This window comes from Vannielia sp. (assembly GCF_029212645.1).
Lineage (GTDB): Bacteria > Pseudomonadota > Alphaproteobacteria > Rhodobacterales > Rhodobacteraceae > Vannielia.
On sequence record NZ_JARGND010000002.1, the window covers coordinates 94,449 to 118,745 of the forward strand.

Below are 24,297 nucleotides of genomic sequence, written 5' to 3' on the forward strand. Positions count from 1 at the left end.
GCAGCAATGGGCAGAACATTATTTGGCACCGATGGGGTGCGCGGGCGGGCCAATACAGCCCCGATGACCGCCGAAATGGCGCTAAAGCTGGGGGCCGCCGCCGGGCGCTACTTCCGCCGCGATGGCTCAAACGGGCACCGCGTGGTGATCGGCAAGGACACCCGCCTTTCTGGCTATATGTTCGAGAATGCGCTGACCGCAGGGTTGACCAGCACCGGCATGAACGTGCTGCTGCTTGGTCCGGTGCCCACGCCAGCGGTGGGATACCTCACCTCGTCGATGCGGGCCGATCTGGGCATCATGATTTCGGCCTCTCATAACCCGCATTACGACAACGGGATCAAGTTTTTCGGGCCCGACGGCTTCAAGCTTTCTGACGAGGCCGAGGAGGAGATCGAAGCGCTGGTTGCGGCGGGGGTTGAGCCTGCTTCGGCAGAAAACATCGGCCGCGCCAAGCGGATCGACGATGGCCGCTTCCGCTATGTTGAGCGGGCCAAGGCGAGCTTTCCGCAGGGCGCGCGGCTCAACGGGCTGAAGGTGGTGGTCGATTGCGCCAATGGCGCTGCCTATAAAACCGCGCCCGAAGTCCTGTGGGAGCTGGGCGCCGAGGTGATCCCGCTGGGGGTGTCGCCAAACGGGTATAATATCAACGAGAAATGCGGCTCCACCTCACCGCAAACCGCCGCAGATGCGGTGGTGGCCCACGGGGCCGATGTGGGCATTTGCCTTGATGGTGACGCCGATCGCGTGATGATCATCGACGAAAACGGCGCAATCGCCGATGGCGATCAACTGATGGCGCTGATGGCCGCACGCTGGGGCGACTTGGGCATTCTGAAGGGCGGGTCGCTGGTTGCCACGGTCATGAGCAACCTTGGCCTTGAGCGCTTCCTTGAAGGCCAGGGTTTGCGGCTGGAGCGCACCCCGGTGGGCGACCGTTACGTTGTGGAACGGATGCGCGAGGGGGGCTTCAACCTTGGCGGCGAGCAATCGGGCCATATCGTGATGACCGATTATGCCACCACGGGTGATGGGCTGCTGGCGGGCATCCAGTTTCTGGCGGCGATGGTCGGCACCGGGCAGCCTGCCAGCGCGCTGACCCGCAGCTTTGATCCGGTGCCGCAGATGCTGAAAAACGTGCGCTACGCGGTGGGCCAAGACCCGCTTTCGCTGACGCAGGTGAAGGAAAAGCTGGCCGCGGCAGAGGCCGATCTGGCGGGCAAAGGGCGGCTTTTGATCCGCAAAAGCGGCACCGAGCCGTTGATCCGCGTGATGGCCGAATGCGAGGACGAAGGCCTGCTTGCGCAAACGGTGGATGGCATCGTTGCCGAGGTTGAGGCGGCTTTGCAGGCAACGTGAGTCAGCTGCGGGTGAAGAGCCTGCGCAGCGCGCCCCACTGGCTCAGGAACACGCCTGCGAGGATCAGCGCCATGCTATAAAACAGGCTTGGCGGCAGCGTCTCGTTCAGGACCGCCCAGCCGAACAGGATTGAGACCAGCGGCACCAGGTAGTTGGTCAGGCTCATGAAAACCGGCCCCGCCGAGCGCACCACGAGGATGCGCAGCAGGTTCGCCGCTGCGGTGGGCACAAGGCCAAGCAACGCAAGGGCCGCGAGCCCCTTGGCGCCGGGATATTCCGGTGCGCCATGGGTGACGGCGGCAATCGGGATCACGAAAAACGCACCGATCGCAACCACCGCAAAGGTGAGGCCAACCGGGTCAATCGGCGGGAGGCGGCGCATCATGATCGACGACACACCATAGCACCCCGCCGCCGCAAGGCAGGCCAACCGCCCCCAGCCCTCAAGCGGATCCCCGGTGGAGGCCAGCGCGGCGGGGCCGATCAACACCGCGACTCCGATGAAGCCCAGAATAAAGCCCACAACGCGCCGCCACGTCATCCGCTCGCCGGGGATGAACAGATGCGCCAGCGGCAGGATGAACAGCGTCACCGTGGCCATGGACACCCCGGCAAAGGCCGAGGGCACAAACTGCTGGCCCCAACTCAAGCACATGAACGGCACGGCGGAAGATAGAAGCGCGACGATCACCAGCTTCGGCCAATCGGTTTGATCGGTGGTGAACATCCGCCCGCCACGCAGCCGCCAGACCACGCCGGTGAGCAGCGCGGCAAAGCCGATGCGTGCCGAGGCAACCCAAAAGGGCGGCGTGGTTTCAAGCGCAATGCTCTGCACCATGAACGTGCCGCCCCAGACAAGGCCGAGGGTGGCGATCATCGCCCAACTGCGGGCCGTAATCTCGGGGGTGGTCTGCATGGGGCCTCTTGATGCGGGTGGGGAAGGGTGGGACAGCCTTAGCTGGCTTCGCGCTGCCGCGAAAGTGGGCAGTTTGCTGCAAGTCAGGGGGGGGTTGATCAAAGGCTATGCTGCGACGCGGCCCGCCCTTCGCCGCAATGCAGCGAGGCGCAGGCTGAGGAGAGGAAGGAGCATATACAACGAGGGGAGCCATCGCATGGGCGCTACGAGGTCAGCCTTTGCAGACGTTCCTCAGGATAGCACCGGGAATGGTGGAGGGCCTCACGCAACAGCGTATGCCCCATTCATGTCTAGGCCCGACACGCGCATTTGGTCTGCAGCGACGGTGTTTGCGTTAGTGCAGGTGTTTGGCGGTCATTCAAGATGTCAGGTTGCGGCCAAGGCAATCGCCAGCATGACGATAATACCCCACAATATTTGTGGTTCGCGCAATGCCCGATGAACCCAGCTGGGGCGGTTTTCCGGCATTTCCTCAGGAGACACATAGGGCCAAGCGGGCTGATCTGGCCCGGCTCTAAAGACCTCGCAAAGTTTCATCATGCCCGCAGCCTCAAAGAAAGCCTCGCGGTCGTCTTCAAGCATCCATGCCGTCGCGTGCAGGTTTTGCGCGTCCAGAATCTTGACCCGGTGTTCGCACCATTCGATCAGCGCGCGGCCAACTCCCTTTCTGCGGTGGGGCGCAAAGACGTGGATGTCGAATATCTCTAGCCCGCTGCCGCCTAGACTGGATTGCACCAGTATGACGTAGCCGGCGAACTCACCGTCGTGGAATGCCGCCTGAATTGTGCCGGCGGCGTTTCTGTCGCGCCCTTCAGGCGTGGTGAAGCATGAGGCGATGTATTTTCCGTGAAAAAATTCGAAGGTGTTGGCTGGAAACGCGAACGGCAGCTTTGCCACGTGCCGGTCGCAGGTTTCGCGGCAGGCGGCTTCGATGGCCGGGCGCTCGCGCGGCGTGGCGACGCGCAGCTCTATCTTTGGAAACTCGTTCATGACACCAGACAGCAAGACAGCCCCGGCGCTTCTGCCGGGGCTATCCTTATAAATCAGTTGCGCTCTTTGTCGACCATCTTGCCTGCCGAGATCCAGGGCATCATGCCACGGAGCTTTTCGCCGGTCGCTTCGATGCTGTGCTCGTCGTTGATGCGGCGGGTCGCCTTGAAGGACGGCTGGCCAACGGCGTTTTCAAGCATGAAGTCGCGCACGAACTTGCCCGATTGGATGTCGGTCAGCACGGCCTTCATGCGGGCCTTGGTCTCTTCGTAAGGCAGGATGCGCGGGCCGGAAACATACTCACCATATTCGGCGGTGTTCGAGATCGAGTAGTTCATGTTGGCAATGCCGCCTTCGTAGATCAGGTCCACGATCAGCTTCACCTCGTGCAGGCACTCGAAGTACGCCATTTCGGGGGCGTAACCGGCTTCCACGAGAGTTTCAAAGCCCATGCGGATCAGCTCGACAAGGCCACCGCAAAGCACGGCCTGCTCGCCGAAGAGGTCGGTTTCGCACTCTTCGCGGAAGTTGGTTTCGATGATGCCCGAGCGACCGCCACCAATGGCGGAGCAGTAGGACAGGCCGATTTCCAGCGCCTTGCCGGAGGCGTCATTGTCAACGGCCACGAGGCAGGGCACGCCGCCGCCTTTGGTGTATTCGCCGCGCACGGTATGGCCGGGGCCCTTGGGGGCCATCATGATCACATCAACACCTTTGGGCGCTTCGATCAGGCCGAAGTGGACGTTGAGGCCGTGGGCAAAGGCAATCGCGGCCCCTTCACGGATGTTGTCCTTGACGTATTTGTTCCAGGTCTCGGCCTGAAGCTCGTCGGGCATGGTGAACATCATCAGATCACACCAGGCGGCGGCTTCTGCAATGCCCATCACCTTGAGGCCCTCGCCTTCGGCCTTCTTGGCGGAGGGGGAGCCTTCGCGCAGGGCGACGACGAGGTTTTTCGCGCCGGAGTCCCGCAGGTTCAACGCGTGGGCGTGGCCTTGGGAACCGTAGCCGAGGATGGCTACTTTTTTGTCTTTGATCAGGTTGATATCGCAATCGCGGTCATAATAAACGCGCATGATGGTCCCTCCAGGAGTGGTTTCATTGGCGCGGTTTGTAGCCCTGCGGGGCCGCAAAGGGGAGAGGGGAATTGACGTTTGCAGCCGCATGAGTGAAAAAGTCATTCACGAATGGGCTAACGGGCGGAAATATCATGCTTGACGATCACGACAGGCGCATCCTGCGGCACCTTCAGGCCGAACCAACCCTGAGAGCCGCCGAACTGGCCGAGCGCGTGGGCCTGTCGCCGCAAAAGGCGTGGCGGCGGGTTGAGCGCATGGAGCGCGAAGGCGTGATCCGGGGCCAGGAGGCGGTGATTGATTGGGAGCGGCTTGGCTTTGCGGTGAGGGTTTCACTGAGATTCACGCTCGACAAAACCCTACCACGCGCCTTCGATGAATTCCTTAACGCCGCGCGCGAGCTGCGCGAAGTGACCGAAATTCAAACCTTCCTTGGCCGCGTTGACGTGCGCCTTGAGGTGATCGCGCGGGATATGAGCCACTGGGCGCAGATCTATCGCGACAAGATCATCGCGCTGCCCCATATCGCCGAAATCGAAGCGCTGATGCATGTGAGCCGGATCAAGACTGAAGAGGCGCTGCCGGTATGACCCTCGCCCTGGATGACATTGATTGGAAAATTCTGGCGGCCTTGCAGGCGGATGGTCGGCAAAGTGCCGGGGCCGTCGGGCGCAAGCTGGGCCTGTCGCAGCCGGCAGCGTGGCGGCGGATCAAGCGGCTGACAGAGGCCGGGGCCATTTCGGGGCGGCGGTTAAGGTTGGATGCCGAGAAGCTGGGCTTTGGCGTGACGGTGTTTCTGGGGGTCAAACTGGCCACCAAGGCGCTGGTCTCGCTGGAGGTGTTCGAGCGGGCGGTCAGCGCTATCCCCGAGGTGCAATCGGTGGAATATGTGCTTGGGCTTTACGATTATCGCCTGCGTGTGACCGCGCGCGATCTGGCCGATTTTGAGCGCGTTTTGCGGCGGCGGGTGATGGCGCTGCCGGGGGTTGGCAACGTGGAAGCCAACGTGCTGTTGACCGAGGAGAGACGGCCCGGACCGCTTTGAAAATAAGGGTCGATGCGGCATTTGGCGGCCTTGTTCGCAGCGCCTGAAATCCCCATATATTTAGGGAGTATCAAGTGTTGGAGGGCTTCATGAAGGCTATTCTCGTCGCAACCGATCTATCCCCGCGTTCCGACCTTGCGCTGCACTGCGGTTACGCCCTTGCTGAGGCCAGTGGAGCGCGGCTTGTGATCTGTTCGGTGGTTGACGATGACCTGCCCGGCAGCCTTGCCACCAAGATGGCTGCGGAAGCGAAAGCCGGGCTGGACGAGGTGTGCAAGTCCATTTCCAGCTATAGCGCTGAGGTGATCGTAGAGGTGGGGGAACCCGTTGCCACCGTTCTGGCCCGCGCTGACCGGGTTAAGGCCGATCTCGTTGTGCTTGGCCAGCACCGTGAGCGGCCGATCTGGGATATTTTCCACGGCACGACGATGGAGCGCATTGTGCGGGCCACCGAAATTCCGGTGCTTCTGGTGCGGGACCCTACGGAAAATGGCTATGAGCGTGTGCTCTGCGGTGTTGATCTGTCGCCCGCCTGCGCCGCTGCCGCCCGCAAGGCGCGCCAGATCGCCCCCAAGGCGGAAATGGCGGCCTTCCACGCCGTTCATGTGCCTTATCAAGGCCTTACTCGGGTGCCGGGCGGAGGCCCCAAGGCGCTGGTGCCCTTCGTAAAAGATGCGGAAACCTCGCTTGAGGCCTGGTGGTCTGAGGCAGACCTTCCCGAGGGCCTGGTGAAGCCGATGCCCGTGGTGGGCGGGCTGACCGCCAGCTTTGGGCAGGAAATCAACCGCTTCAAGCCCGATCTGATCGCCATCGGTGCCCATGGCCGAGCGGCATTTGTGCCGTCACTTTTGGGGCATTTCACCGAAAGCGTCATCCGCAATCCGCCCTGCGATGTGATCGTTGTGCGGCGCTGAGCCGCGATCCGGGCTATTCCAAATGGCCGCAGCAGGGGCTAGGAAAGCCCAGTCAAAACCGGAGGATTGACCAATGAGCGCATTGCGTGGAGATATCGACCCGGATGGGTTGCTGGAGTTCTCGGTGGTGTTTACGGACCGGTCCCTCAACCATATGAGCAAGGCATTTCAGGAGGTTATGCGCGATATCTCCGCAGGCCTGAAAGCCGCCTACAACGCACATGCGGTGGCCGTGGTGCCGGGCGGCGGCACCTATGCGATGGAAGCCGTCGCGCGCCAACTGGCCAGGGACGAAGCCGTCATGGTCATCCGCAATGGTTTTTTCTCCTACCGCTGGAGCCAGATTTTTGCCGCGGGGAACATCCCCAGCGATGAGCATGTGATGAAGGCGCGGCGCGAGGGCAATGACCCTCAGGCACCGTTCTCTCCGGCCCCGATTGAAGAGGTCGTCGCCGCCATCAAATCAGAAGCCCCGGCGCTGGTTTTTGCCCCCCACGTTGAAACCGCGAGCGGGATGATCCTGCCGGATGAGTACATTGCGGCGCTGGCCGAGGCCGTGCACTCTGTGGGCGGTTTGCTGGTGCTGGATTGCATCGCATCGGGCTGCATTTGGGTAGATATGGAGGCGCTTGGCGTCGATGTGTTGATCTCGGCGCCGCAAAAGGGCTGGTCGGCGCCGCCTTCGGCTGGGTTGGTCATGCTCTCGGCGCGGGCCGAGGAGAAGGTGGCCGAGACCAAATCCGATAGTTTTGCCTGCGATCTGGGCCGTTGGCTGGCGATCATGCAGAGCTATGAGGCGGGGGGCCATGCTTACCACGCGACCATGCCCACAGACAGCCTACGCGTGTTCCGCAATGCGCTGAAGGAAAGCCAGGAGATTGGCCTTGATGTCCTGAAAACCCGCCAGCAAGACCTGGGTGACAAAGCCCGCGCACTCTTGGCGCAAAAGGGCCTGAAAAGCGTTGCAGCGCAAGGGTTTGAGGCGCCGGGCGTGGTGGTTGTTTACACCGAAAACGCCGAGCTGCAGACCGGGCGGGCCTTTGCCGCCGAAGGGGTGCAAATTGCCGCCGGGGTGCCGCTGATGATCGACGAAGGGGCCAACTACAAGAGTTTCCGCATCGGTCTTTTTGGCCTTGATAAGCTGGCCGATGTTGATGCTACCGTAAGCCGCCTCGCCAAGGTGCTGGAGAAGGTGCTTTAGCGCCCCATTCCGGCGTCCATGACGCGGCGGCGGAGCGGGGCGATATCTGCCACCGCTCGCAGGCCCGCCAACCGCAACCCTTGCAGCGGCGGCAGGCCGGAGCGGGTGAGGCGGTTGTAAAGGCCAATGGCCCCAACCCGCGCGGCGATATCGCTGGCGCGGGATTTTTCATAGGCATCAAGGTGTTGACGGGTGCCAAGCTGCCCCGGTTTAACGGCCTCGACCAAGGCGGCGATATCGTTCAACGAGGTGTTCAGCCCCTGCGCCCCGATCGGCGGGATCACATGCGCCGCCTCGGCCACGAGGGCGACACGCTGCGCGGTGAGGTGCTTGGCCTTTAGTGTGACGATCGGGAAGGTGGCGCGGCCAGAGGCCAGCGTGAGCGGGCCGAACACATTGGCAGAGCGGGTGGTGGCCTCTTGCGAAAATGCTTCATCGTCAAGGGCTTGCAGGCGCGCGGTTTCGGGCCCGGGGGTCATCCAGACGACAGCGGAGGCGTGGCTGCCAGCGTGATCGGGGAGGGGGATGAGCGTGAAGGGGCCGCCCTGGTTATAGACCTCGGTCGATACATCATGATGCGGCTCGGGGTGGGTGGCCGTGAAGGCCAGCGCCTTTTGTCCGAACCGGTTGATCTGGGCGTCGATCCCGGCAAGCCTGCGGGTGCCAGATTCGCGCCCGTCCGCCCCGATCACAAGGCGGGCTTCAAGGCTCTCACCGCTCGACAAACGGGCGATGGCATGGGCCTCGCGAAGGGTGAGCCCGGTGAGGGTGCTGCCCCAGAGAAGCGTGACATTTTCTCTTTCTTCCAAGTCACTTAGCAGCACATCGGCGATACGCCAGTTCATCAGGTTCTGGGCCAGCGGAGGGGTGCCTTCATCCTGCGAAACGAAGGTGCGGCTATCGCGGATTTCGGGGGGCCAACCGGTGGTATCAACGATGCGCAATTGCTGGAGCGGCTGGGCATGTGGGGCGAGGTGGGACCAAAGGCCAGCCTCCTCGAAGAGGGTGATGGCCGGGTCAAGAAAGGCGGTTGAGCGCAGGTCACCGCGATCATCGCGCAGGGGCGCTTTGGGAGCCACCAGGGTGACGCTGTAACCCCTTTGCGCAAAGGCTGCGGCGGCGGTGAGGCCGGCGATGCCGCCCCCGGCGATGAGGATATCGGTTTGGGTCCGTGACATGCGTCAGGTGTAGGGCGAAGGGGGCGGGTTGGACAAGCGGCATCTGGGCGCAGGGGCTTTGCAGAAATACCGTTGCGCGGGTTCGCTCAGGGCCGTTAACCGCGAATTTGTGCAGGCCACAAGAGATGCACAAGGGATGCACACCCCATGCACATGCGTTTATGCAAAACGACGACGGGTTAACCGGGCGAGCGTTGCTTGGCGGGGCAAGCGCGGTTTGGCGGGGCAAGCACCGTGCGGCCCGATCAGGAGAGGCGCGACAGGAAGCCGGTGAGATCCGCCGTGTGATGGTGGATGTGATCGGCCGGGGCGGGCGTGGGCGCCACATGAACGGTGCGCATCCCCATCGCGTGAGGTGCTGCAAGATTGCGCGGATCATCCTCAAACATCGCGGCTTGCCCCGGCTCCACCCCTGCGGCGGAAAAGATGGTTTCAAAGGCGGCGCGCTCGGGCTTGGGGCGAAAGCCCGCATGCTCCACCCCGAAAACCGCATCGAAGGTGTCTTGCAAGCCACGCGCCTTGAGCACCCGGCGGGCGTAAGGCTCGGAGCCGTTGGTGAAAACGATCTTGCGACCGGGCAGGGCAGTGATGGCGGCGGCAAGGGCCGGGTCCGCCTTGAGGTGGGTGAGCGAAATATCGTGCACATCGGTCAGGTAAGGGGCGGGATCAACGCCGTGAACCTGCATCAACCCGGCCAACGTGGTGCCATATTTGGCCCAATAGTCCTTGCGCAGGCGGTCGGCCTCGGGCTGTGCGATGCCAAGAGCCTGCATGACCCAGGCGGTCATCCGCACCTCGATTTGGTCAAACAGCCGCGCCTCGGGGGGGTAGAGGGTATTGTCGAGATCAAAGACCCAGGTGGCGACGTGAGAGAAGAGGTGGGCATGTGGCATGGCGCGACGCTAGGCGCGCAGCTCGCAGGATGCAATGGGCTGCGGCAAGCCGCGCCTTGCCAGCAGGGGGGTGGGGCGCTTAGGCTCGCGCGGCAACAGCGACGAGGGAAGTGAATGTCGAGACAAACCAGCCAGAAGGACGCCTATGCGCTGATCCTCGATGCGATTGACGTGGGGCTTTACAAGCCCGGCGACCGGCTGGTGGAAAGTGAGCTGGCCGAGCGGTTTGGCGTGTCGCGCACCCCGATCCGCGAGGCGCTGCAACGGCTGGAAACCCAGAGCATGCTCACCCGTGACGGGCGCTCGCTGATTGTCGCGGCGCTCGACCATAACGAGCTGGCCGAGCTTTACGTTGTACGCGCCGAGTTGGAGGCGCTGGCGGCGCGGCTGGCAGCGCGCCATGCCACCGCCGAAGAGGTGAAGGTGCTGGGCGATATGGTGGTGGAGGACCATGCGCTGCTGGCCGATCCTTCGGCGCTGAGCCGGGCCAACCGGCGGTTTCATCGCCAGATCCACCTTGCCTCGCACAATCGCTTCCTGGTGCAACAGCTTGATCTGGTGCACCGCTCGATGGCCTTGCTGGCGACCACATCGCTGGCCGCAGAGGGGCGGAGCGAAACGGCGCTGGCCGAGCATCAGGCGATTGTGGATGCCTTGAAAGCGCGCGATGAGGCGGCGGCGGGCGCGGCCCTGAAGCACCACATTTCGACCGCCTTCGAGCAGCGGCTCAAGCTGGATGCCGCACGGGAATAGGGCGGTAAGGCGCTGATTTAAATGGCGTTATGCGGGGTGATGGCTGTGGTCTTCATCGTGCAGCCCATGGGCGGTTTTATCCCAGTAGAACGGTTTGGTGACGATCTCGTAGAAGGCCTTGTAGGAGGCCAGTGCCCCGAGCGGGTAGTAAAGGTGCAGCGTGGGCACCCATTTGCCAAGGCCGCTGTGCCTGGTTTGGCGCACGCCAAGGATGCCGATGGCGATGGTGCTGAGTTCGGAGGTGAAGAACAACCCGCCGAGCGCCCAGAAGGCCCATGGTGGCAGCACGCCAAGCAGCGGGTGCCAGAGGCCAAACGCCACCAGCCAGAACGACCAGAGCAGCGGTGCGAGCAGAAATTGCGACAGGGTGCCGAGGAAAAGCAGCTGGAAACCAGCGAATTTCCACGCGCCCAGCTCGCGCCAGAGCCGAAACGGGTTGCGCATGTGGACCGCCCATGTGAGCGCGTAGCCCTTGAGCCAGCGCGAGCGTTGTTTGACCCAAGGCAGGGCGCGGCAGTTGGCCTCTTCATAGGTGGTGCTTTCAACCAGTTCGGCGCGGTAGCCCATGCGGGCCAGGCGCATCCCGAGATCGGCGTCTTCGGTAACGTTATGCGCATCCCAGCCGCCAACCGCTTCCAGCGCCTCACGGCGGAAAAACAGGGTGGTGCCGCCGAGCGGAATGGCCAGCCCCATGCGCGACAGCCCCGGTAAAACAACGCGGAACCAGCTGGCATATTCAACGGCAAAACAACGCGATAGCCAATTGGTGCGGGCGTTGTAAAAATCGAGCGCGCCTTGCAGGCAGCCCACTTCACGGGGGCGTTCGTGAAAGCGGCGGACGACCTTGTGAAGCTGCTCGGGTTCGGGGGCATCTTCGGCATCCCAGACGCCGATGATCGAGCCGCGGCAAAATTCGAGCGCGTAGTTGAGGGCGCGGGGTTTGGTTTGCACCGCCCCGGCGGGCACGGTGATAACCCGAATCCACGGCGGCAGGGTGGTGCGGGCGAGCATGGCGCGAGTGGTGTCATCCTCGGCCTCCATGACCAGCACCACATCGAGCAGTTCCTTGGGATAGGTCAGCCGCTCCAGCCGGGCCACGAGGCGGGTGGCGATTTCATCCTCGCGAAACAGCGGCACCATGACAGAGACCATCGGCAGGCGGGCGATGGCGGGGCGCGCGCGCCGCGAGGTGAAGCCGGGGAAGGGGGCTGTGGTTTCGGCCCCCGTGAGGGCGCTGGCGGCCACGGCGCGGGCGTTGCGCACCTGTTGAAGGCGGGCGCGGCGGGCGGCCCAGAGACGCCAGAGCGCGATGCTCCCGGCGGTGTTTTTAAGGGCCAGTTGCAGCACCAGCGTGACCACGGCCCAGGCGCAGAGTGTCACAAAGGCCTCCTGCGGGAAGGCGATTGTGACGGCCAGCGCGGCGAGGAGCAGCGCGAGCACAACGCGCTGTTTGCGCAGGCTCACATAGTCGCGGCAGCTCATTTCGGTGGGCACAATGGTTTCGGCACGGTGAGTGAGGCTTGTGGCGCGGATTTGCTCGACGGCGCGAAACACATCGGCCTCTTGCGCCAGCGCCATGACCACCGGCCCGAACATCGCCGTGAGCGCCTCATGGTGGCGGGCAAACAGGTGGGGGCGGGCGGTGACGATCACGGTGAAAGAGCCTTGCCGCCGCCAGGGCAGAATCGCATCGCGCAGGCAGTTGGCGGGGCCGTAAAGATCAACCAGGCGCGGATCGGGCGGATCTTCAACCGGGTGGATAATCCGCCCGCCCCATTGCTGCGCAAGGCCCGCCATAAGCGCCGGCGGGGTGATCATGCCGTGGGCGAGCAGGATTTCGCCCAGCCGGGCATCCTCACGCTGTTGCATGGCCAGCGCGGTGAGCAGATCGCCCGGAGAAAGCGCGCCGCTTTGCACAAGGATCTTGCCAAGCGGGCTGCGCGAGGGCGGGGGCGGCAGGGAGCGGTTGCGCGAGGCAACGAGGGTCAAAGGCACCTTGGATGCCGCAGCCTCAGAGAGGGGCGGTGGCGCGATGTCCCGGCTGTCGGGCAGCGGGCGGCCTAGCATGATATCTGTCTTCCTTCCCCGGAACCGCCCGACACGACCAAGGGGCCGCGACAGGCGCAGTCGCAAAGCGGGCCAGCAATCCCGCTGGGGATAACTTTGGCGTGCGCATAGTTAAGGAAGCGTTAATTGAGACAGACTTCTGCCCGGTTTCAGGCGGCGTCAGGCGGTTTCGCGGGCGCGCATGGCAGAGGCGAAGCGTTCGAACAGGTAGAAACTGTCTTGCGGGCCGGGGCTGGCCTCGGGGTGGTATTGCACCGAGAACACCGGGCGATCGGTAAGGGCGATGCCGCAGTTGGAGCCATCAAAGAGCGATACGTGGGTTTCACGCACGCCTTCGGGCAGGGTTTGGCTATCAACGGTAAAGCCATGATTCATCGAGGTAATCTCGACCTTGCCGGTGTCCAGGTCCTTCACCGGGTGGTTTGCGCCGTGGTGGCCGTGGTTCATTTTGATGGTTTTGGCGCCGAGGGCCAGAGCGAGCATCTGGTGGCCGAGGCAGATGCCAAAGACCGGGATATCGGCCTTGGCCATCACGTCCTGGATCATTGGCACCGCATAGGCTCCGGTGGCCGCCGGATCGCCGGGGCCGTTGGACAAAAACAGGCCTTGCGGCGAGTGCGCCAGCACCTCAGCGGCGGTTGCGGTTGCGGGCAAAACGGTTACATCGCAGCCTGCGGAAGCGAGGCAGCGCAGGATGTTGCGCTTGGCGCCGTAGTCGATGGCGACAACCTTGAAACCGTCACCCTCGCGCTTGGTGTAGCCCTCGGGCCAGGCCCAGCGCATCTCATCCCAGCGGTAGCTTTGCGCGCAGGTGACATCGCGGGCGAGGTCTACGCCTTCAAGCCCGGCAAAGCTGCGGGCGGCGGCGACCAGCGCTTCGATATCAAAATTGCCCTCGGGATCATGGGCAAGGGCCACATGCGGCGCGCCTTGCTGGCGGATCGCACGGGTGAGGCGGCGGGTATCAAGGCCGCCGATGCCAACCCGGCCCCGCTTGGTGAGCCAGTCTTGCAGGGTTTCGATGGCGCGCCAGTTTGAAGGCTCTGTCGGGTCCCATTTCACGACGATGCCTTCGGCGACCGGATCGGCGGTTTCATCGTCTTCCGGGGTCACGCCGGTGTTGCCGACATGGGGGAAGGTGAAGGTCACGATCTGGCCCGCATAGGAGGGGTCGGTCATGATTTCCTGATAGCCGGTCATGGCGGTGTTGAAGCAAAGCTCGGCCACGCGCTGGCCTGTCGCGCCGAAACCGTGGCCGTAAAACAGCGTCCCGTCCGCGAGCGCGAGGCAGGCGGTCGGGCGGGCGGATGCGGTGCCGGGCATGGGCGACTCCTTGGGACGTGCGAGGTAAATCCGGGCTTAGGTAGAGGGATGGGGCCGAGGGGTCAAGAGAGGCTGGCGGATATGCGGCTTTTGCAGGGCAGATGCCTGCAACTTGGGCGCGCGGGGATGTTTCTGGCCGTGCCGTGGCTTCGGGCATTGCGGCAAGCGGGGTGGGGCAGTAGGGTGCGCTCTTGATTTTGCCCAATGGGGACGAGATACCAATGGATATGCGGACACGCATCATGGCGGCTTTGAAGGTTGCAATGAAGGATCGGGATGCCAAGCGGCTCTCGACGCTGCGCCTTATCAGTGCGGCGATCAAGGACAAGGAAATCGCCTCGCGCGGCGAGGGCGGTGAAGAGCTTGTGGGCGACAGCGAAGTGCTGGCGATCCTTGGCAAGATGGTGAAGCAGCGCCAGGAAAGCGCGCGCGCCTATGAAGAGGGCGGCCGGCTTGATCTGGCCGAGCAGGAGCTATCGGAGATTGGGGTGATCGAGGAATTCCTGCCCCAGCAGCTTTCACAAAAGCAGATCACAGCCGCGGTAGATGAGGCGATTGCCAGCACCGGGGCCAGCAGCATCCGCGACATGGGCAAGGTGATGGGCGTTCTGAAGGAGCGCTACACCGGCCAGATGGATTTTGGCGCGGTTGGCCCGATGGTAAAGGATCGGCTGGTCTGATTGAGCCTTGAGGGAGGAAGGAAGCGGCGGGGCAATGCTCCGCCCTTCGTGTTTTTGGGCGGTGGAACAGCCCCCACGCCACCCCGCAGCGGCCCAAAAGCCCGCCCGCCCACCCCTTTTGCGCCGCTCCGGCGTGGCGCGGGGGCTTGGGGGGGTGTTTGGATATTTACAGCAAGAAAATGCAGCGGGGCCTTATGGCGCGAGCATGGGGAAGCGGGCGAGGACATCGCTTGGGTTTTTGGCCGGGAAGCGGGTGACGAAGCGGGTTTTGAACGACACGCGGCCTCGGCGGGCGCCGAAATTTTCCCCATGGTTGAGGATATAGAGCGTGGCGGGGGCGCGCAGCGGGGTCAGCCGGCGGCCAGCGAGGGCGGCGAGGTAGGGAAACATCCGGTGTTCGTGCTGGGTGAGCGCGGTGAGGAAGGCGGCTTCTTCCGCCGTGGCGCTGTGGCGGAAGGCGGCGCAGGAGCCGCAGAGCTTCCAGAACGCCTTTTGCCCCGGCTGGCGCAGGGATTGGGGCGAGGCGAGGGCGAGGCCTTTGGTGCCCGCATCATAAACCCATCCGGTGGTAACGAGGTACCCGGAGGCGCTTTTGCGCGCGGTCATTTCGGCCACGGCGGTGGGGGCGAGCAGATCATCGGCATCAAATGGCATGGCGTAGCCATGGGGCAGGCGCGGCAGGGTGGCCGAGAGCTGTGCGAGCTTGCGCCATTTGTCGTTGCCCTTGGTCGGTTCGGTGAAGGGCAGGAAGGTGAAGCGCGGATCGTCGGGGAGTGAGGGCGCATCCTGGCCGCAGATCACCGCTTGCCAGTTGGGCGCGGTTTGGGCGGTGAAGCTGGCGAGGGTGGCGGTGAGGCGGGCCTCGACGGCGGACCAATCCGAAACGTGGTGGCGCCCGACCAGCGGGATCAGGAAGGTGACGGTGGGGTTGGCGGGCGCGGTTTGGCGGGGGGTGGCGCGCAGGGTGAGGGCGGCTTGCTCGGAAGGTGTGGGGTGCAGCAGGCGGCTGGCCGTGCGGGGGCCGAGCAACGCGGCGGCGGCGCGCAGGGCGAGGCGTTTGGCTTTGGGTGTGGCGGGATGCTGGGCCATGGCGTTGCCTTAGCGCGTGGGCGGCGTGGTGAAAAGCCTCGTGAGGTGGCCCGAGAGGGCGCTGGGCCTAGACGGTGCGCAGGGGCAGGAGGCGGTTTAGCTCGCTGAACAGGGCGCGGCGTTCGTCTTCGGAGAGGAAGGCGCCGATTTCGACGGTGCGGCCTTTGCCGGTGAGGGTGATATAGGCGGGGACGCGGCTGCCCTTTTCGTGCAGCTCGACCTTGACCCAATGGGGGTTTTCCTCCCAGCTTTGCAGCGGCTTTTTGGGGGCGGCGTGGCTGAGGCGGATGAGGTCTGGCCAGAGGGTGAGCTCTTCGAGGATTTCACCATCGCGGTAGCTTTTGTTCAGCAGGAAATAGGTGAGCCAGAGCGCGCCGAGGACAAAGGGCAGGAGGCCCCAAAGCACGGGCGTGCCAAGCGCGGGGGTAATGGACACCAGCAGCAGCAGGGCGGTGGTGCCGATGAACCAAGCGAACCCGACCTTTGGCAGTGAGCGGTGGGGCCAGAGGTGCAGCTGGAGCAGCGCGGTGGCGGGCGTATGTGAAGAGGCCCCGGGCGCTGCCGGGGCCTTTTCCTGTGTTCTATCCAAGACCCGTTCTACGGGCATGGGGGGTGACCTTTCAGTGGTGTGCCGGTCAGTGGTGTGCCGGGGTCTTGTCCCAGTCTTCCCGCTTGGGGAGGATCTCGAAGGTGTGCTCCGGGGGCGGGGAGGGCAGCGTCCACTCAAGGGTGTCGGCGTGCTCGTTCCACGGGTTCGGCTCGCTCACCCGCTTACCGTAGCGCAGGGAGTAGAACACCACGCCGATAAAGAAGACGAAGCTCGCGAAGGACAGGAACGCGCCCCAGCTGGAGAGATGGTTCCAGTAGGCGAAGGCCTCGGGGTAGTCGATGTAGCGGCGGGGCATGCCCTGACGGCCCAGGAAGTGCTGGGGGAAGAAGGTCAGGTTGGCGCCGATGAACATCGCCCAGAAGTGCAGCTTGCCGGCCCATTCGGGGTACATGCGCCCTGCCATCTTGGGGAAGTAGAAGTAGATGCCCGCAAAGATGCAGAACACCGCCCCAAGGCTCATCACGTAGTGGAAATGCGCCACAACGTAGTAGGTATCGTGGAACGCCCGGTCAAGGCCCGCCTGTGACAGCACCACGCCCGTGACACCGCCAACGGTGAACAGGAAGAGGAAGCCGAAGGCCCAGAGCATCGGGGTTTTGAACTCGATAGAGCCGCCCCACATGGTGGCGATCCACGAGAAGATCTTGATGCCCGTGGGCACCGCGATCACCATCGTGGCCAGCATGAAGTAGCTCTGCTGGGTCAGCGACAGGCCCACCGTATACATGTGGTGCGCCCAGACGACGAAGCCCAGCACGCCAATGGCGATCAGCGCCCAGACCATCGGCAGGTAGCCGAAGATCGGTTTGCGGGAGAAGGTGCCGATGACGTGGCTGATGATGCCAAAGCCGGGGAGGATGATGATATACACCTCCGGGTGGCCGAAGAACCACAGGATGTGCTGATAGAGGATCGGGTCGCCGCCGCCGCCCGGCTGGAAGAAGGTGGTGCCGAAGTTACGGTCGGTCAGCAGCATGGTGATGGCGCCGGCCAGAACCGGCAGGGCCAGAAGGATCATCCAGGCGGTCACGAAGATCGACCAGCTGAACAGCGGCACCTTGAAGAGCGTCATGCCCGGTGCGCGCATGTTGAGGAAGGTGGTGATCATGTTGATCGCGCCAAGGATCGACGAGGCCCCCGATACGTGGACCGCGAAGATCGCCAGATCCATCGAATAGCCGCCTTCGTTGGTCGACAGTGGGGGGTAAAGCACCCAGCCCACGCCCGAGCCAAGCTGGCCGTTACCGCCGGGCGAAAGCACCGAGGCCACTGCGAGCGCGGTGCCCGCAACGTAAAGCCAGTAGGAGAGGTTGTTCATCCGCGGGAACGCCATATCCGGCGCGCCGATCTGGAGCGGCATCAGGTAGTTGCCAAAACCGCCGAACAGCGCGGGAATCACCACGAAGAACATCATCAGGATGCCGTGGGCGGTGATAAGCACGTTCCAAAGGTGGCCGTTCGGGGTACATTCCTCGGCCGATGGGATCATACGCGCCCCTTCGGCGCACATGTATTGCACACCGGGATCCATAAGCTCCATCCGCATGTAAACGGTGAAGGCAACAGAGATGAAGCCCACTGCCGCAGCGGTGAAAAGGTAAAGGATACCAATGTCTTTGTGGTTCGTGGACATGAACCAGCGGGTAAAGAACCCGCGGTTGTCCTCGTGGTCGTGACCGTGAACGGTAGCGTCCGCCATTACGGTGCCTCCTGGCTCGTGTTGATCCATGAGGGTGCGCCGGACGCCCGTGTGTTCGCAACACAGGCCCCCAATCTCCCTTCTCCCCCGCTTTTATGCGGCACATTCATCAACGGCAATGTGCAACTCGTCGCAGATGTAGAAATTTTATGCATTGGTGCGCGCGGGGTGTGGAGGGTCAATCAACCCGTTTCACGCCCTCCAGCAGCCGCTCTTGCAGGGAATCGCCGTGCAAAACCGAGATGTCGCCGGTGGTTTCAAGCACCACGGCGCGCACTTCCGAAAGGTTGAGCACATTGGCTTCGCGCAGTTTGGCGACGAGATCATCCTCGGCCACGCGGGTGGCGGAAAGGGCGGACGTGAGGATTTCGCCATCGCGCATCAGCAGGACGGGCGCGTTTTGCACCACGTTCTCAAAGGCCTCGGAGGCGCGGCGCAGGCGGGCAACGATATATTGCACCCCAAGCAGGGCAGCACTGGCAAGGCTGGCCTGCGCGAAGCCGGACCAATCAGTTGATTGGCTCGCCCCGGCCAGAAGTGAGCCAATGGCGACGGTGACGACAAAATCAAAGGCGGTCATCTTGGAAAAGGCGCGCAGCCCGATGACCCGCACCACGAGGATGACCCAGGACACCGCGAAGGTAGAGAGGAGCAGCGCCCGCAACAGGATATCAAGCGGCGTGTTTTCAACGAACATGGGGGGCTCCTTCATGGGTGGTGCGGATGTGCTTTGCATGGCGGATGAACAGATGGCCCAGTGTGACGACAGCCGCCATGGCGATAAGGCCCAGATAACGCTCATAAATCCCATCAATCCCGGTGGGCAGGAAAAAGAAGGGAGGGGCCGAAACCAGCCAGAGCAGCGACAGGCCAACAAGGATGCGCCCGTAAAGCGGGTGCGCGCGCGCCGCGCCCTTGGCCATGCTCCAGGGCACCAGAAGCGTTAGCGCGCCGATCGCATAAACAAGGTAGATGTGAATCACCGTGCCGTCCTGATCGGCGTCGCCATACTCATTGCGCGCGCCCACCAGAAACACGATCAGCCCCATGATCGCCAAGCCAAGCAGCCCGGCGCTCCACCGCCAGCCGCCAAGGTGCAGATGCGCCGCCGCAAGAGCGATGGCGATCAGCGAGGCGGAAAAGGCATAGATGCCGATATCGACGATAAACTCATAGCGGCCTGCGCCAAGATCACTGATGGTGTCGGCGATCCAGTCATGGTCGGGCACCACGAAATCGGCGATCAGGATCGACAGGGCGAAGAGGGCACAGCCGAAAATGGCGTAACAGCCAAGCGCAAGAAGCAGGCCGGGGCGAGGCTTTGGCGAAGCGGAAACAGGCTCATCTGGCATCGGGCGCTTTCGGTTGGGGCTGGAAGCCTAACGCGGCGCACGGGGCGGGGTTCCGCACAGGGTGAGAGGCGGGTGGGCAGGGCGGCAATTGAAATTTGCTGAAATCCCGCCTATATAGGCCTATAACCACAAAAAAAATGCCGAGCGGGTAAGAAAAGATGAAACGAGTTTTGAGCGGTTTTTGGGCGGATTTTGTCCAGCCGATGTTGCAACGTCCCAAAAGAGTGCAAATGGCGGCCCTGTGTTATCGCGATGGCGAGGCGGGGCCTGAAGTGCTGTTGATCACCAGCCGTGGCACCGGGCGCTGGATTATCCCCAAGGGCTGGCCGATGGCCGGCAAATCCGGCTCGGGCGCGGCGCTTGAGGAAGCCTGGGAAGAAGCTGGCGTGCGCCGTGGCCGGGTGAACCATGACGCCATTGGCAGCTACACCTATGACAAGCGGTTCAACGGCGGCTATGCGGCGCAGGTGGAAACGCTGGTTTATGCGGTTGAAGTTGAACAGATGTGCAAGACCTTCCCCGAGGCGCATGAGCGCACACGCCGCTGGGTGCGCCCGGATGAGGCCGCCAATCTGGTGGATGAGCCTGACTTGAAAGAGATTCTCTGCGATTTCGAGGATGAGGCGCTGGTGCAGTCGGCCTGAGGCCAAGGCAGCGCGGCCCGATTGAAGCTATCGCTATGCCTGCGTGAAAATATCTGCTAGCAGCCCCCGGACAGAACCACCGGGGAGGGTAGCCGCCGTGGCCGAGAGGGACTACGAAAAGAGCCATCTGGAGACACTTGACCGCGATCTTGGCCGGTTGAGCAATGTCGAACTGGCCACAAGCTACGTGTCGCGCCCCTTGATGGGGATCGGGGTGGCGCTGGTCTTTGTGGTGCTGGCCAGCCTGCTGGCGATGATCTTTCTCGGAGAGACAACCAACACTCTTATCGTGGTCATCGCCGCCGGGTTTGGCGCCTATATGGCGCTCAACATCGGTGCCAACGATGTGGCCAACAACATGGGGCCAGCGGTGGGGGCCAATGCGCTTTCCATGGGCGGGGCCATTGCGATTGCTGTCGTTTTCGAGAGCATGGGCGCGTTGTTGGCGGGGGGCGATGTGGTATCGACCATCGCCAAGGGGATCATCTCTCCGGCTGATCTGCAATCGGCCTCGGTGTTCATCTGGGCGATGCTGGCGGCGCTGCTTTCGGCGGCCCTTTGGGTGAACCTTGCCACATGGATCGGTGCGCCGGTTTCCACCACCCATTCGGTTGTGGGCGGCGTGATGGGCGCGGGGATTGCGGCGGCGGGCTTTGGCGCCGTGACATGGCCGACCATGGCCGCCATTGCCGCAAGCTGGGTGATCTCGCCCGTGCTGGGCGGGATGATTGCCGCGGGTTTCCTGTGGTTCATCAAGGCGCGGATCATCTACCGCCCTGACAAGAGTGCCGCCGCCCGGGGGTGGGTGCCGGGTCTGGTTGGCATCATGGGCGGGGCCTTTGCCTCGTACCTTGCGCTGAAGGGGCTGAAAAAGCTCATCAAGATCGACATGCCCACCGCGCTGCTGATCGGCCTCGCCCTTGGCATTTTGATCTGGCTGGTGATGATTCCGGTGACGAAGCGCCAGTCGGTCGGGCTGGAAAACCGCAACAAATCGCTGAAGGTGCTGTTTGGCATCCCGCTGGTGGTTTCGGCGGCGCTGCTGAGCTTTGCCCATGGGGCAAACGATGTGGCCAACGCGGTTGGCCCGCTGGCGGCAATTGTGCAGGCCTCGCAATCGGGGGACTATACCCATGCCGTATCAATCCCGCTTTGGGTGATGGTGATCGGCGCGGCGGGCATTTCCTTTGGCCTGTTCCTCTTTGGCCCCAAACTGATCCGTATGGTGGGCAGCCAGATCACCAAGCTGAACCCGATGCGCGCCTATTGCGTGGCGCTTTCGGCGGCGATCACGGTGATTGTGGCAAGCTGGCTGGGGCTGCCGGTGTCCTCGACCCACATCGCGGTGGGCGGGGTCTTTGGCGTGGGCTTTTTCCGCGAGTGGGACGCGGCGCGGCGGATGCGGGCCAGAACCGGCAACGTGGCCGAACTGCCCGCCCAGCCCAAAGAAGAGCGCCGCCGCCGCAAGCTGGTGCGCCGCTCGCATTTCATGACGATCATCGCGGCATGGGTGATCACCGTGCCTGCCGCTGCGGTGCTTTCGGCGGTGATTTTTTTGGTGATCCAGGGGATTGCGGGCTAGGGCGACGCGCGGCCTGCCTGCGCAGAAGGTGCAAGGGGGGCGGCACAAGGCACTGGCGCGATGCGGCTTTTCAAGGCTCCCCACGGGGCGTTGCGGTTTGTGACCCTCTCCCAAAGCGGACCTTGGCACAGAGCAATGGGTGATCGCTTTTGCCGTTTTAGGCCGAGGCGTGCCGGTTTACCCGAGTTCCATCGTCGCGATTGCCTGAAACCGGGAGGGGGCGGATGCGGGCTGGGGGCCGGTGAACATTCTGGCGGTTTCAAAGGTTGCTTCAAAGTTCAGCGCCTTCAGCAGCGAGGCAAGTGGCGCGTCGTGGTCATAGACATCAACCATGCAAGGCTCACCAGATTGGGCAAAAGGGTTGGCGGCCAACAGCGTGCGTGCGTCGGCCTCGCTCGCCGCATAAACCGGGCCAATCTTGCTGCCGAGATGGCAGCGCCGGAAGGTTGCAAAGCCGAGGATGCCGGTGCCTTCGGCCAGAACGATGGTTTGCCGGGTTGGTCCGTTTTTGAACCAAGCGGTGGCAAATGCGGCCCGCTTCATGCCGGAAGCCGTGGTGTCGCGGGCAATTAATGTGGGCATATCCCCCGGTGATGCGGCCCGGATGCGGGGATCGGCCATGGGCGCGATTTGCCCTTCGTAGCGGGTGGTGCTGCCATATTTGGCAAAACCCGAGCGGGCGTAGTTGGCTTGCTGGTCGGGAACCCCGTCCAACCCGATGCTGCGGGCTCCGGCGTGGGCGATGCCCGCTCGCCAGATCTCCATGCCATGGCCTTGCCCCCGAAACGCGGGCTTGCACAGGTAGAGCCCCAGAAAGGCAAAATCGCTATCGTGGTTGACCACGGAAATGGCCGCAACGGCTTCACCGGCCACCTCTTTGATCAAAAAGCCCGAGGGATCTGCGGCAAGAAAGGCCTTGGCGTCATCCAGTCCGGGGTTCCAGCCTTCACCTGCGGCCCAGTGCAGGACCATCTGCATATCATCAACGGTCATGGTGCGGATGGTCATTGCGAAAGGGCCGCCTTTAGCGATGGCGCGCGGGCGTTGCGTTCGCGTAGATCAAGCGCTGAGTGCAAATCAACCAGATGGCTGCGCATCAGGGCCTCGGCCTGGGTTGCGTCATGGTCGGCCAGGGCGCGCACGAGGGCGTGGTGGGCGTGCTTTTCGCACAGGGCGGCTTCGCGGCGCCAGTAAAGGGCAATGATCAGGGAGGAGCGCGCAACGAGGGTTTCGATGAAGCCGGCGATGGTTGTCTGATCCGCGATGCGGGCGATTTCATTGTGAAACAAGCCCGACAAATAGAGCGCCCGCCCCGGATCGGAGGCATCAAGCGCGGCATGTTCATCGCTGATGTGCCGCTCCAGCAAGGCGATATCGGAGGCGGTGGCGCGGGCGGCCGCACTACGAGCGGTGCGGGGTTCCAGCAACTCACGCGCCTCGAACACATCACGCGCTTCTTTCAGGGAGGGCGAGGCCACCGACGCCCCCTTGTTGCGCCGGATATCCACCAGCTTGGTATGCGACAGGCTTTGCAATGCGGCGCGGATCACGGTGCGCGACACGCCGTAAATTTCGGCCAGTTCACCCTCGCCCAGCTTGGTGCCCGGTGCGAGGCGGTGTTCGTGGATGGCCAGCGAGAGGGCTTGCGCGATGCTGTCACTGGCAGGCGGTGGGGGGGATGAAACTGTGTTACGGGTCATGGTTATTCCTTGTCTATCGGACATGGCAGAGCCTGTGGCGGGCCTCAAGGCTTTGGCGCTGCATGCAATCCAATCCTGCATTGTATACAATTATGTGTCCAATTTTTCGTCACACCCCAACCGGAAAGCAAAAGTTTTGGGCAGCGGCACGCAAGCGCCCCAAAATCTGCTTGCTCGAAATTGCTTTGCTTCCTGCCTCACCCGTTAGTGGGGCAACGCATCGGGGGTAACATGAACGCAATTCGTAAAGAACTGGAACTGGTCTCGGTGACCAAACGCTATGGCGCGACTGTGGCGGTGAATGCCATCAACCACAGGTTCCAACCGGGCGGATACGCTTGTTTGCTGGGGCCGTCAGGCTGCGGCAAATCCTCGACCCTGCGGATGATTGCGGGCCATGAAACCGTTTCGGATGGCTCGATCCTGCTGGGTGGTTCCGACATTTCGCACTTGCCCCCCGCCAAGCGCGGCACGGCGATGATGTTTCAAAATTACGCCTTGTTTCCGCACCTTAGCGTCGCGGAGAACGTGGCCTTCAGCCAGAAAATGCGCGGTGTGGACCGGCAGGAGCGGCTGAAAAAGGCGGGCGAGATGTTGGAGCTGGTGGATCTGAGCGCGCTCAGCGATCGCCTGCCAGATCAGCTTTCGGGGGGGCAGCAGCAACGGGTGGCATTGGCCCGCGCCCTGATCACCCGCCCTGACGTGCTGTTGCTGGATGAGCCTTTATCGGCGCTTGATCCGTTTTTGCGGATTCGTATGCGCGGCGAGCTGCGCAAGCTCCAGCGCGAACTGGGCATCAGCTTTATCCATGTCACCCATGGCCAGGACGAGGCGCTTGCTCTGGCCGACGAAATTGTTGTGATGAACAACGCGGTGATTGAACAGGCGGGATCTGCCCGTGATGTCTTCAACGCGCCAACAACCGCATTCGTGGCGCAGTTTATTGGCGGGCATAATGTGATCGCCCTGCCGGGTGGGCACTTTGCCATCCGCACGGATGCTGTTGCAATCGGGCAGGCGGGTGCGGGCAACCTGCAAGGCAATATTCTGGGCGTTGAATACCAGGGCGCGCATGTCTCTGTGGCGACGATGATCGCGGGCGATCAGGAGATCAACGCGCTGGTTCCCGAAACCGAGTTTTTTGAAAATCCCCTGAACCCGGGCGATCAGGTTGGTCTGACCTGGGACGATGCAAACCTGCACAAGCTTACGGCCTAACGAACACC

At 63.1% G+C, this 24,297-nt stretch carries 24 protein-coding genes; 10 read left to right on the forward strand and 14 right to left on the reverse strand.

Going from position 1 to position 24,297, the window contains the following annotated elements; genetic code table 11:
• Positions 1–6 precede the first annotated feature (6 nt).
• A complete protein-coding gene (gene glmM / locus P1U55_RS01140) occupies positions 7–1,359 on the forward strand; it encodes a phosphoglucosamine mutase (protein ID WP_301045627.1) in 1,353 nt (450 codons plus the stop codon).
• Between the two features lies 1 nt (position 1,360).
• Here the strand turns inward: glmM and P1U55_RS01145 are convergent, their stop codons facing one another.
• The 3 genes from P1U55_RS01145 to ilvC all read right to left on the reverse strand — a co-directional run bounded on the left by P1U55_RS01145 (position 1,361) and on the right by ilvC (position 4,341).
• Positions 1,361–2,275: a DMT family transporter gene (locus P1U55_RS01145; RefSeq protein WP_301045628.1), complete on the reverse strand. Its 915-nt coding sequence runs from the start codon at positions 2,273–2,275 to the stop codon at positions 1,361–1,363.
• Between the two features lie 366 nt (positions 2,276–2,641).
• Positions 2,642–3,265: a GNAT family N-acetyltransferase gene (locus P1U55_RS01150; protein WP_301045629.1), complete on the reverse strand. Its 624-nt coding sequence runs from the start codon at positions 3,263–3,265 to the stop codon at positions 2,642–2,644.
• A gap of 53 nt (positions 3,266–3,318) precedes the next feature.
• Complete coding sequence (gene ilvC / locus P1U55_RS01155) at positions 3,319–4,341, reverse strand: ketol-acid reductoisomerase (RefSeq protein WP_301045630.1); 1,023 nt, start codon at positions 4,339–4,341, stop codon at positions 3,319–3,321.
• Positions 4,342–4,475: 134 nt separating this feature from the next.
• Between ilvC and P1U55_RS01160 the strand changes: the two genes are divergently transcribed.
• The 4 genes from P1U55_RS01160 to P1U55_RS01175 all read left to right on the forward strand — a co-directional run bounded on the left by P1U55_RS01160 (position 4,476) and on the right by P1U55_RS01175 (position 7,501).
• Complete coding sequence (locus P1U55_RS01160; RefSeq protein WP_301045631.1) at positions 4,476–4,931, forward strand: Lrp/AsnC family transcriptional regulator; 456 nt, start codon at positions 4,476–4,478, stop codon at positions 4,929–4,931.
• Entirely contained in the window at positions 4,928–5,386 is a 459-nt protein-coding gene (locus P1U55_RS01165) for an Lrp/AsnC family transcriptional regulator (protein WP_301045632.1), read from the forward strand. The genes P1U55_RS01160 and P1U55_RS01165 overlap by 4 nt, the downstream gene beginning before the upstream one ends.
• Positions 5,387–5,475: 89 nt before the next feature.
• Entirely contained in the window at positions 5,476–6,300 is an 825-nt protein-coding gene (locus tag P1U55_RS01170) for a universal stress protein (RefSeq protein ID WP_301045633.1), read from the forward strand.
• 73 nt (positions 6,301–6,373) lie between these two features.
• A complete protein-coding gene (locus tag P1U55_RS01175; protein WP_301045634.1) occupies positions 6,374–7,501 on the forward strand; it encodes an aminotransferase class V-fold PLP-dependent enzyme in 1,128 nt (375 codons plus the stop codon).
• On the opposite strand, the gene P1U55_RS01180 is transcribed toward P1U55_RS01175, so the two are convergent.
• Together P1U55_RS01180 and P1U55_RS01185 are read right to left on the reverse strand one after the other, a co-directional pair.
• Complete coding sequence (locus P1U55_RS01180; RefSeq protein WP_301045635.1) at positions 7,498–8,679, reverse strand: FAD-dependent monooxygenase; 1,182 nt, start codon at positions 8,677–8,679, stop codon at positions 7,498–7,500. The genes P1U55_RS01175 and P1U55_RS01180 overlap by 4 nt on opposite strands.
• Positions 8,680–8,924: 245 nt before the next feature.
• Positions 8,925–9,572, reverse strand: coding sequence for a pyrimidine 5'-nucleotidase (locus tag P1U55_RS01185; protein WP_301045636.1), 648 nt, complete (start codon positions 9,570–9,572; stop codon positions 8,925–8,927).
• Positions 9,573–9,686: 114 nt separating this feature from the next.
• Here P1U55_RS01185 and P1U55_RS01190 point away from each other — a divergent pair, with 114 nt between their 5' ends.
• Positions 9,687–10,325 (forward strand): GntR family transcriptional regulator, encoded by a 639-nt coding sequence (locus P1U55_RS01190; protein ID WP_301045637.1) that lies wholly within the window; start codon positions 9,687–9,689, stop codon positions 10,323–10,325.
• Between the two features lie 27 nt (positions 10,326–10,352).
• On the opposite strand, the gene P1U55_RS01195 is transcribed toward P1U55_RS01190, so the two are convergent.
• Entirely contained in the window at positions 10,353–12,392 is a 2,040-nt protein-coding gene (locus P1U55_RS01195) for a glycosyltransferase (RefSeq protein WP_301045638.1), read from the reverse strand.
• A 159-nt stretch (positions 12,393–12,551) separates the two neighbouring features.
• On the reverse strand, positions 12,552–13,715 hold the full coding sequence (gene carA / locus P1U55_RS01200) for a glutamine-hydrolyzing carbamoyl-phosphate synthase small subunit (protein WP_301045639.1): 1,164 nt from the start codon (positions 13,713–13,715) through the stop codon (positions 12,552–12,554).
• A 221-nt stretch (positions 13,716–13,936) separates the two neighbouring features.
• Between carA and P1U55_RS01205 the strand changes: the two genes are divergently transcribed.
• Positions 13,937–14,395, forward strand: coding sequence for a GatB/YqeY domain-containing protein (locus tag P1U55_RS01205; RefSeq protein WP_301045640.1), 459 nt, complete (start codon positions 13,937–13,939; stop codon positions 14,393–14,395).
• A 192-nt stretch (positions 14,396–14,587) separates the two neighbouring features.
• Here the strand turns inward: P1U55_RS01205 and P1U55_RS01210 are convergent, their stop codons facing one another.
• The 5 genes from P1U55_RS01210 to P1U55_RS01230 all read right to left on the reverse strand — a co-directional run bounded on the left by P1U55_RS01210 (position 14,588) and on the right by P1U55_RS01230 (position 19,145).
• Positions 14,588–15,484, reverse strand: coding sequence for a hypothetical protein (locus tag P1U55_RS01210; protein WP_301045641.1), 897 nt, complete (start codon positions 15,482–15,484; stop codon positions 14,588–14,590).
• A 67-nt stretch (positions 15,485–15,551) separates the two neighbouring features.
• On the reverse strand, positions 15,552–16,073 hold the full coding sequence (locus P1U55_RS01215; RefSeq protein WP_301045642.1) for a DUF2244 domain-containing protein: 522 nt from the start codon (positions 16,071–16,073) through the stop codon (positions 15,552–15,554).
• A 46-nt stretch (positions 16,074–16,119) separates the two neighbouring features.
• Positions 16,120–17,793: a cytochrome c oxidase subunit I gene (ctaD, locus tag P1U55_RS01220; RefSeq protein WP_301045643.1), complete on the reverse strand. Its 1,674-nt coding sequence runs from the start codon at positions 17,791–17,793 to the stop codon at positions 16,120–16,122.
• 178 nt (positions 17,794–17,971) lie between these two features.
• Complete coding sequence (locus P1U55_RS01225; RefSeq protein ID WP_301045644.1) at positions 17,972–18,490, reverse strand: DUF421 domain-containing protein; 519 nt, start codon at positions 18,488–18,490, stop codon at positions 17,972–17,974.
• Positions 18,480–19,145 carry a DUF998 domain-containing protein gene (locus tag P1U55_RS01230; protein WP_301045645.1) on the reverse strand — a complete coding sequence of 222 codons (666 nt, stop codon included), beginning with the start codon at positions 19,143–19,145 and terminating at the stop codon, positions 18,480–18,482. The genes P1U55_RS01225 and P1U55_RS01230 overlap by 11 nt, the downstream gene beginning before the upstream one ends.
• Before the next feature lie 230 nt (positions 19,146–19,375).
• Here P1U55_RS01230 and P1U55_RS01235 point away from each other — a divergent pair, with 230 nt between their 5' ends.
• Together P1U55_RS01235 and P1U55_RS01240 are read left to right on the forward strand one after the other, a co-directional pair.
• The gene (locus tag P1U55_RS01235) at positions 19,376–19,789 is read left to right on the forward strand and encodes an NUDIX hydrolase (protein WP_366942998.1); all 414 of its coding nucleotides are present in this window, start codon (positions 19,376–19,378) and stop codon (positions 19,787–19,789) included.
• Between the two features lie 97 nt (positions 19,790–19,886).
• On the forward strand, positions 19,887–21,371 hold the full coding sequence (locus P1U55_RS01240; RefSeq protein ID WP_301045647.1) for an inorganic phosphate transporter: 1,485 nt from the start codon (positions 19,887–19,889) through the stop codon (positions 21,369–21,371).
• A 177-nt stretch (positions 21,372–21,548) separates the two neighbouring features.
• Here the strand turns inward: P1U55_RS01240 and P1U55_RS01245 are convergent, their stop codons facing one another.
• Together P1U55_RS01245 and P1U55_RS01250 are read right to left on the reverse strand one after the other, a co-directional pair.
• Positions 21,549–22,379: a GNAT family N-acetyltransferase gene (locus tag P1U55_RS01245; protein ID WP_301045648.1), complete on the reverse strand. Its 831-nt coding sequence runs from the start codon at positions 22,377–22,379 to the stop codon at positions 21,549–21,551.
• On the reverse strand, positions 22,376–23,071 hold the full coding sequence (locus tag P1U55_RS01250; protein WP_301045649.1) for a GntR family transcriptional regulator: 696 nt from the start codon (positions 23,069–23,071) through the stop codon (positions 22,376–22,378). The genes P1U55_RS01245 and P1U55_RS01250 overlap by 4 nt, the downstream gene beginning before the upstream one ends.
• 231 nt (positions 23,072–23,302) lie before the next feature.
• Between P1U55_RS01250 and P1U55_RS01255 the strand changes: the two genes are divergently transcribed.
• Positions 23,303–24,289, forward strand: coding sequence for an ABC transporter ATP-binding protein (locus P1U55_RS01255; RefSeq protein WP_301045650.1), 987 nt, complete (start codon positions 23,303–23,305; stop codon positions 24,287–24,289).
• Positions 24,290–24,297: the final 8 nt, after the last annotated feature.